Below are 8,175 nucleotides of genomic sequence, written 5' to 3'. Positions count from 1 at the left end.
CCAAATTCTGGCTGTCAGTCATGACAGAGCTAAAAAATCGAGGAGTACAGGACATTCTTGTTGCCTGTGTAGATGGATTAAAAGGCTTTCCTGACGCGATAGCCTCTGTTTACCCTCATACTGATATTCAACTGTGTATTGTGCATGTTGTACGCAATAGCCTGAGATTTGTAAGCTGGAAAGACTACAAGGCTGTTACGTCGGGTCTGAAAGCGATTTATCAGGCAAGTACAGAGGAAAATGCTTTAAAGTCCCTAGACATCTTCTGTGATCAATGGAATCACCAGTATCCCAAAATTGGAGAATCCTGGCGGGCCAATTGGGAAAATATCCGAACGATCTTTAGCTATCCAGCCGAAATACGTCATGCTATTTATACAACAAATGCGATTGAGTCGTTGAATAGCGTAATACGCCATTCAACGAAGAAAAGGAAAATCTTTTCATCTGATGACTCAGTAAAGAAGGTCATTTACTTAGCAACATCAAATGCTGCGAAGAAATGGACGATGCCAATTCAAAATTGGCGTTTAGCAATGAATTGGTTTACGATTCAGTTCGATGATCGATTAAAAGATCATTTATAAAAAATGGAACTTACACAAAATAATTTACAGGCTCAACTTTGGTACAAATGCATGGCAACCATGAATAACGCCCCAAAGGTTAATATTCATGACCCAGTTCCAGTCTTCTAGACTGAGTTCGTCAAACTTACCGCCTAAGCCCACACCCGCATTATTAATGACAAGGGTCACAGGGTGCCCAAGTAAAATTTCAGCAGTTTCAGCTAGGTGGTTCACTTGCTCTGCATTACCCACATCGCAGCGCATGGCAAAAGCTTTAGCGCCTTCTTGTTCAAGAAGCTTTACCGTTTCTTCTGCGGCTTCTAAATTAATATCTGCACACACTACGCTACCACCACGTTTTGCCAGTTCAATTGCAAAACTCCGTCCAATTCCACTGCCTGCGCCAGTCACAACGGCATAAGCTTTTTGGCTTGGTTTAACTTTCTTTTTACCAAATAAAATCATGATTCATCCCGAAATAGATTTAAGGAAAACCAGCCATTGAGTAGTGACTGGTTGCAAGCCAGTTAAGACAAGCGTACAGGTGGTGTAAATTCCTTCACAAAGTAAGGCGCAATTGCACCTCCTTCGTTCAGTAATTTGTCTTTGTAGTACTCTAGATATTCAGTGGTGTCATGATCATTTGGGTGGAAGTCAGGACGTAAGTAATCAAAAATTTGGCCAATCGTGCTACCGAATACACCATCTTTTGGACCAAAGATAAGTCCGACTCCACGGCGCGCGTCTTTCCAGAATTTTCTAGTCAACATTTCCTGTGGTTTTCTTAAAACCGGAATAAACAAGGTAGTTGCTGGGATTAGACCTAAAATGGTAAAGAAAGCTAAGAAGAAACCAGAAGCTCGTAGTGGGTAGCTACCATTGAGTAATTGATATACATCATAGGCAATATCTTTATGCTCAGATTCTTCAAGCATATGCCACATCCATAAAGCACGGCTTTTTGCATCATCTGAATAGTAGAAATTTTTTTCGTGTTTCATCATGTATTCGGCAAGTACAGCCGTAAAATGCTCAATACCGGCCATCATTGATAATTTAAGCGGTTGCGGAAATTTCAAAAACACATATTTAAAGAAGTTCTCGCCCAAGAAACGGTATAAATCGACCGGATATTCAACATCTTTAAGTGCATCGTTATATTCATTATGCAACTTAGAGTGAATCGCTTCTTGACCAATTAATGAAGTAACACGCTGTTTTAAAATCGGGTCTTGAATAAATTCACGGTGGTGACGTGCAGTCTCGATCACCAAATCTTCACCATAGGTTAGAAATACTGAAAGCGTAGCAAAAAACAAAGTGGCAAATTGATTGTTCATATAGAATTCAACATCAATCTCTTTACCATCAAACCCGATATTTAAATGACGGATTGGAATAGACCCTTTACTGGCAAAATCTGGTAACTCGATTTCACGGTAAAATTTGAGTTTGTTTAGTGATTTTTTAACTGTGGTCGAGATCATGGCGACACCTTCAGATCAATCAGTGATAGTGCAGCTACGTCGAAAACCAAAAGCTTTGATTTCCAACAGCGCACTGTAAATTCCATTTTCAAAAAGCATTTTCTGTGCTTACTGACTACGGTGATGTTGCTCCGTTATTTGTTTGATTATTTGACTGAATAACGGAAAAAGAGGGGAACTTGATAAAATGAATCAACCTCTTTTTGGATTTTTTCATGTTAATCTGAGTTTATGTTCGGATTCAATTCGGGTAACTTTTCAAGTTTTTTAAGCTCCCATCTAATGCATGAATAGAATAAAAAAATAGTTTTTTAATTTATTAATATATTGATTTTTATTTAAATAATTTAAATTTATTTAAAAATAATTACCTGGTAATAAAAGAGCTCATAAGTATGTTTAGCCATGCTCCTATAAAAATTACTCTATGAAATTTGACAACTATTCGGATTTTGTTTTTTTATTAGGGTGGGGCTAAATTACATGCTAACCTGAGCTTATGTTCGGATTATTAATAAGAAAATATGTCTACGCGAAAACCCCGTCAGGCACGAGCCAAAGTCACTGTCGATACCATTATTGAAGCAGGTTTTATTGCCGTAGCTTTGCATGGACCAAGTGGTACCACCACACGTCATATTGCGGAAATTGCAGGGGTGAGTGTGGGGTCTCTCTATGAGTATTTTAAAAATAAAGAAGAAATTTATGATGCGATGAATCACTACTTTGTGAGTGAAATTCTCGACATGATTAAAGAGCTAACCCCCACAATTTTAGAGTTGGAGTTAGAGCCTGTCATTGAAATGATTTTTTATACGTTCAGTGATTTATTAAAGAAAAATAATGACCGTTACTTAACCGTTTTACGTTACGCAGGTGAGTTGCAATACGACAAATATTTTCCAAAAATTGAACAGGCTTTAATGGAAGTCATCATGAAATATATGATGCATAATCCTAAATATTTAAAAATTAATAATTTACCTGTAATTACCTATATTTGTATTAATAGCGGTATTTTTAACGTAGCAAGGCATCTTATTTTACCTAACCCATTTATTAGTTTTGATGAAATGGTGGAAGGGTTAACAACTATGATCATGAGTTATATCAACACTGAAATGGCACGCTCGGAAGACCATTCATAATTTTTCTTTTTAATAAACATAAAAAAACACCTGCGTATATTTCGCAGGTGTTTTTTGTTGATTATGGCATGGTTGGAATTTCTTCAGGACGCATATCAAAAATCAGAATTTCAGCGTTGTCACCATTAGTAAATGATAACTTGCCTCCATCACGAATTCGTGCAGCATCACCTGTATTAAAGGTTTTACCGTTTACATCAATACGGCCTTTTGCCACATGTAGGTAAACATAACGACCTTCTGGAATTGCAAATTCTGCTGTTTCTTCACCATCAAAAAGACCTGAATAAATATTAATGTCTTGTTTGATGGATAAAGTTTTTTCGCCACCTTCTGGTGAAATCATCAAGTGCAATTTACCGCGTTTGTCTTCCTCGGAAATATGCAATTGTTGATAGCCCGGTGTTGTGTTCACTTCATTTGGAACCACCCAAATTTGCAAGAAGTGCACGTTTTCTTGAGCAGAGTGATTAAATTCACTATGTGCAACCCCACGGCCTGCGCTCATTAACTGAATATCACCAGGCACAATAACCGAACCTGTGCCCATTGAATCTTTATGTTCTAACGCACCTTCAAGCACATAAGAAATAATTTCCATGTTGCGGTGAGGGTGAGTACCAAAACCTTTTGATGGAGCAACCGTATCGTCATTAATCACAAGCAAATCTGAAAAGCCGACTTGTTTCGGGTCCCAATAATTTGCAAATGAAAACGTGTGTTTTGACTGTAACCAGCCATGATGTGCTGCACCACGCTCATGAGATAAACGCATATCAAACATGATTTATTCTCCTCATCCAATTTTTTTCTCTGAATGCAGTTTATCGTTTTCATTTATGCAATAAAGCTCTAAAAACAGAAAGCTTAGTGTGATTTTTGGAACGCTGAAATTTTGATATGAGATGCGAGGAAGAGTAGGCATAATATTTCATTTTTTATCTTTTAAAGCCATATTTTTATCATTTAAGGACAAATGTACTTTATTTAAATAATTATGAATAAGAGTAGGTTATATAAGTTGTTTGAAATAATCAAAAAATATTTAAGTTGGCAAAAAGTTTCAAAGTAGGTTGGCTTTTTTTGTCCTTGTTCGAGTGGTACATCAAGCGCACTATTTAATCTGATTTGGTGAACTTAACAACACTTAGGTTCATAAAACATGGCAAGGCAGATGTATTCGAGCAAATTTTTGTTCTAGAGCAGTTAAAGATTGCAAGAAATAATCTAAAGACAACTTTATCTGTTTGATTCGACGCTGCCTTGTATTTAACAAATTTTATAGGGTGTCGAAAATGGTCGCTCAAGCTATCCGAAATATTATTTCTCCTAAATCAGTTATAGCTCAGTATCAAAAGATAGATTTCTCAAATAAAGGAACTATCCCAATTCGCCATTTAAATATCGGGTTTGATGGCAAAGAAATTGATATCGAGTTTTACGTCAACAACCAGTTTGCAACATTGTTCTTTGCAACGCTTTCGGTTTTCTTGACCTATGGTGAAGATCTGGTGATTGAAACAGCTCGTCACCACCGTGAATTTATTCAAGACCCGATTTTAAAACAGCGTGTGACTTCCCTCATCGGTCAAGAAGCCATCCATTCAAAATTGCATAATGAGTTCAATGATGCAATTAAAGAGCTGGAATATCCGGTCGATTTTTATCGTTTCTTAGGTGAAAACTTCTTTAAATATGTGTTTTTAAAATTCCCACAGCCGTTAAAGCTTTCACTTATGGCGGGTATTGAGCACTTTACGGCAGTACTTGCCGAATACATGATGAAGCATGAAAAGAATTTCTATTATACCGATGATGCCAAAAGCCGTGCGTTATGGATGTGGCATATGCTTGAAGAATCTGAGCATAAAGACATTGCTTATGATGTCTATCAGGTTTTAAACGGTAACTATCCGTTACGTGCAACCGGCTTTTTAATGGCTTTCATCACTATTTTAGGACTTATTCCAACAGCAACTTTATTTGTACCCGTACTACGTAAACCACAAGAAATGCTAACTAAGAAATTCTGGAAAGATGCACGTCGTGGCGTCAACTTAATTTTTAGTCCAAAAGATGGTGTATTTGGTAGCACTATTGGCCAGATTTTTGATTACTTACGTCCTAACTTCCACCCAAATGATCATGACACGACTCAATACCTTGAGTACTACAAAAACAAATTACTTAACGAGGGCGGTGCTATAGCGCCTTACTTTGTGAAGGAATTTACACCACCAGTTCGTGCAGTTTCATAAGCGTATTAGTCATGGCAGTAATACGAAAATTACTGCCGTCTCCCTAAAGTTTTTTAGGATTTACTATGATTTTATTTGGTAAGAAAGACCAGCCTAGCCGAAACGCATATGCGGTCGTAACTGGGGCAGGCAGTGGAATTGGTCGGAGTTTTGCAGTTGAACTGGCGAAACGCGGTGGAAATATTGTTTGTGCAGATATTAATTTAGAAGCTGCAAAAGAAACTGTAAAGTTAATTGAACAGCTTGGACAAAAAGCATTTGCAGTCCAGTGCGATGTTGGGCAAGCAGAACAAGTACAGGCTTTGGCTGATCAAGCAGAACAGTTACTTGATCATCCAGTAACACTCATCATTAATAATGCCGGCGTAGGGCTAGGCGGCAAATTTGATGAAATGAGTTTGGAAGACTGGAAATGGTGTATGCATGTAAACCTATGGGGTGTCATTCATGGTTGTCATGCTTTTGTACCGAAGCTCAAAAAACTAGGTTACGGTGCAATTATTAATGTAGCTTCTGCAGCATCGTACACGGCTGCTCCAGAAATGAGTGTCTACAATGTAACGAAAGCCGGTGTATTGGCATTATCAGAAACCCTTTCAGCCGAGCTACGCAAATTCAATATTAAAGTGAATGTGCTGTGCCCAACTTTGGTACCTACCAATATCATTAAAAATGGTCGTATTCCGGGCCGTTATTCCAAGCTTGCAGACCATGCACTCATGAACTACGCCATGACAACCAGTGACGCAGTTGCGGCTTTAACATTGAATCGATTAGATCGAGGGCAGCTCTATACCACGCCACAGATCGATGCCAAATTATTCTGGCTTATGAAAAGAACGTCTCCAACGCTATATGCAAAGTTCCTTGGGCTTTCGTATCAGTTATTTAAATAAAATTTTGTATAGGCAGAAAAATTATGGTCACTAAACCTAGAACAAATACACGCACACGTAAAACCCAAGAAGTTGCACATGTTTATGACACTTTTATTGTCGGTGCAGGTATTTCTGGCTTAGCTGCAGCAATTAAGCTAAACGAAGCAGGCTTAACCAATTTTAAAATTATTGAAAAAGCCAGCCGCGTCGGTGGCACTTGGCGTGAAAATACCTATCCGGGCTGTGGTTGTGATGTACCTTCAGCTCTGTATTCTTACTCCTTTGCCCCAAGTGCAAAATGGAGTCACTTATTTGCACGCCAACCGGAAATTTTAAGTTATTTAGACGATGTTAGTCGTGAGTTTGATATTGAGCCCTTAATTGAATTCAATACCGAATTATTAAAAGCAGAGTGGGATAACCAAAAAAATATCTGGAAGCTAGAGACAAGCTCTGGTTTGTATATCGCTAAAACAGTTTTATTTGCAACAGGCCCAATTACCGAAGCACAAATTCCACGTCTTGAAGGTTTAGATACCTTTACTGGTGAAATGTTCCATTCAGCGAAATGGAATCATGACTATGATTTAACTGGAAAACGGATTGCTGTAATTGGTACAGGTGCATCTGCCATTCAGTTTGTGCCACAAATTCAACCTAAAGCCAAAGAGTTGTTTGTATTTCAACGTACAGCACCTTGGGTACTACCGAAGCCCGATACGGACTTGGGCGAGTTGAGTAAATCTGTCATTGCCAAATATCCAGCTATTCAAGCGACTTGGCGACAGACTGTGGCGGGTACTTTAAATGTCATTAATTTTGGCCTACGCAACCCAAAAGCATTAAAACCTGTCAATTTTGCTGCAAAACAATTGTTAAAGCTGCAAATTAAAGATCCAGTCTTGCGTAAAAACGTAACGCCTAATTTCGATATTGGCTGTAAGCGTATTTTGTTTGCCAATAACTATTATCCAGCGTTACAGGCACCTAACACGACGCTTATTCCACATGGTCTAGTTAAAGTTGAAGGCAATACGGTGATTGCTGCCAATGGTGAACGCCACGAAGTTGATGTGATTATTTGGGGTACTGGATTTGAAGTGTCTCATCCCCCTATTGGTAAACGTGTACATAACGAAAAAGGGGAATGTTTGGCTGAGCTTTGGAAAGACTCCTCACCAGAAGCTTACTTAGGAACTAATATTGAAAATGTACCTAATGCATTTCTTATGCTTGGGCCAAATGTTTTGGTCTATGACTCATTTATTGGTCTTGCCGAAGCACAACTGCAATATATTGTAGATGGTTTGCTACAAATGAAGGCAAAAGGTATTGCTAAGCTTTCAGTGAAATCAGAAGTGATTAAAAAGCACAACGACTTGGTACAAAAACATCTGCAAACCACTGTATTTAATAGTGGGGGATGTAAAAGTTACTACCTTGATGCAAATGGGCGTAACTTTGCAGCATGGCCATGGTCATTGAAAAAGCTTAAACAGCGTTTACATCATTTAAAGTTAGAAGAATATGATGTGGTTTATGAAGCTGATTTGATAAAAGCAAAACCTAAAGCTGAAGAAGTTGCTGGTTAATAACTTTATAAAAGCCCATTTTAATTTATTGAAATGGGCTTTTTATTATTGAACGGATTGAACAATAAATTAAAATTCAACAAATAATTTAATGAAGTTAAATTGAAAAATAAATTTAAATATACTTAAAAATAAAAGTAGGTGAATAATGCTATATAAGTTTTTGTTAAAAAATATAGTTATTTTTAAAAATGAATTTTTAAGTGAAAAGTATTATTTTTACTCTTTTTAAAATTGCAAATT

Annotated in this window: 6 protein-coding genes and 2 pseudogenes; 5 read left to right on the top strand and 3 right to left on the bottom strand. The window is 37.5% G+C overall.

What is annotated here, in order from left to right:
* Window positions 1-587, top strand: a pseudogene (locus J582_RS23905) (IS256-like element ISAba26 family transposase); the annotation flags it as partial.
* 36 nt (window positions 588-623) lie between these two features.
* Here the strand turns inward: J582_RS23905 and J582_RS23900 are convergent.
* Together J582_RS23900 and J582_RS23895 are read right to left on the bottom strand one after the other, a co-directional pair.
* A pseudogene (locus tag J582_RS23900) lies at window positions 624-1,034 on the bottom strand (SDR family NAD(P)-dependent oxidoreductase); the annotation flags it as partial.
* A 62-nt stretch (window positions 1,035-1,096) separates the two neighbouring features.
* Window positions 1,097-2,056: a metal-dependent hydrolase gene (locus J582_RS23895; RefSeq protein WP_032041482.1), complete on the bottom strand. Its 960-nt coding sequence runs from the start codon at window positions 2,054-2,056 to the stop codon at window positions 1,097-1,099.
* Window positions 2,057-2,580: 524 nt separating this feature from the next.
* Between J582_RS23895 and J582_RS23890 the strand changes: the two genes are divergently transcribed.
* A complete protein-coding gene (locus tag J582_RS23890; RefSeq protein WP_032048765.1) occupies window positions 2,581-3,204 on the top strand; it encodes a TetR/AcrR family transcriptional regulator in 624 nt (207 codons plus the stop codon).
* A 61-nt stretch (window positions 3,205-3,265) separates the two neighbouring features.
* Here the strand turns inward: J582_RS23890 and J582_RS23885 are convergent, their stop codons facing one another.
* Window positions 3,266-3,988: a pirin family protein gene (locus J582_RS23885; protein ID WP_004709870.1), complete on the bottom strand. Its 723-nt coding sequence runs from the start codon at window positions 3,986-3,988 to the stop codon at window positions 3,266-3,268.
* Window positions 3,989-4,499: 511 nt separating this feature from the next.
* Here J582_RS23885 and J582_RS23880 point away from each other — a divergent pair.
* The 3 genes from J582_RS23880 to J582_RS23870 all read left to right on the top strand — a co-directional run bounded on the left by J582_RS23880 (window position 4,500) and on the right by J582_RS23870 (window position 7,932).
* Window positions 4,500-5,462 carry a metal-dependent hydrolase gene (locus J582_RS23880; RefSeq protein ID WP_032011689.1) on the top strand — a complete coding sequence of 321 codons (963 nt, stop codon included), beginning with the start codon at window positions 4,500-4,502 and terminating at the stop codon, window positions 5,460-5,462.
* Window positions 5,463-5,527: 65 nt separating this feature from the next.
* On the top strand, window positions 5,528-6,358 hold the full coding sequence (locus J582_RS23875; RefSeq protein ID WP_032048764.1) for an SDR family NAD(P)-dependent oxidoreductase: 831 nt from the start codon (window positions 5,528-5,530) through the stop codon (window positions 6,356-6,358).
* Window positions 6,359-6,381: 23 nt separating this feature from the next.
* Window positions 6,382-7,932, top strand: coding sequence for a flavin-containing monooxygenase (locus tag J582_RS23870; protein WP_032048763.1), 1,551 nt, complete (start codon window positions 6,382-6,384; stop codon window positions 7,930-7,932).
* The last annotated feature ends 243 nt before the right edge of the window (window positions 7,933-8,175 follow it).

The sequence above is a fragment of the Acinetobacter sp. 1566109 genome, assembly GCF_000582255.1.
GTDB classification, from domain to species: Bacteria; Pseudomonadota; Gammaproteobacteria; order Pseudomonadales; family Moraxellaceae; genus Acinetobacter; species Acinetobacter nosocomialis.
Note: the sequence above shows the minus strand (reverse complement) of the source record. Positions and strands in the feature narration are given on the sequence as shown.

Bases quoted from the DNA above. Each gene is read 5' to 3' on its own strand.
- J582_RS23870 (WP_032048763.1), top strand. From the start codon at position 6,382: ATGGTCACTAAACCTAGAACAAATACACGCACACGTAAAACCCAAGAA.
- J582_RS23875 (WP_032048764.1), top strand. From the start codon at position 5,528: ATGATTTTATTTGGTAAGAAAGACCAGCCTAGCCGAAACGCATATGCG.
- J582_RS23880 (WP_032011689.1), top strand. From the start codon at position 4,500: ATGGTCGCTCAAGCTATCCGAAATATTATTTCTCCTAAATCAGTTATA.
- J582_RS23890 (WP_032048765.1), top strand. From the start codon at position 2,581: ATGTCTACGCGAAAACCCCGTCAGGCACGAGCCAAAGTCACTGTCGAT.
- J582_RS23885 (WP_004709870.1), bottom strand. From the start codon at position 3,988: ATGTTTGATATGCGTTTATCTCATGAGCGTGGTGCAGCACATCATGGC.
- J582_RS23895 (WP_032041482.1), bottom strand. From the start codon at position 2,056: ATGATCTCGACCACAGTTAAAAAATCACTAAACAAACTCAAATTTTAC.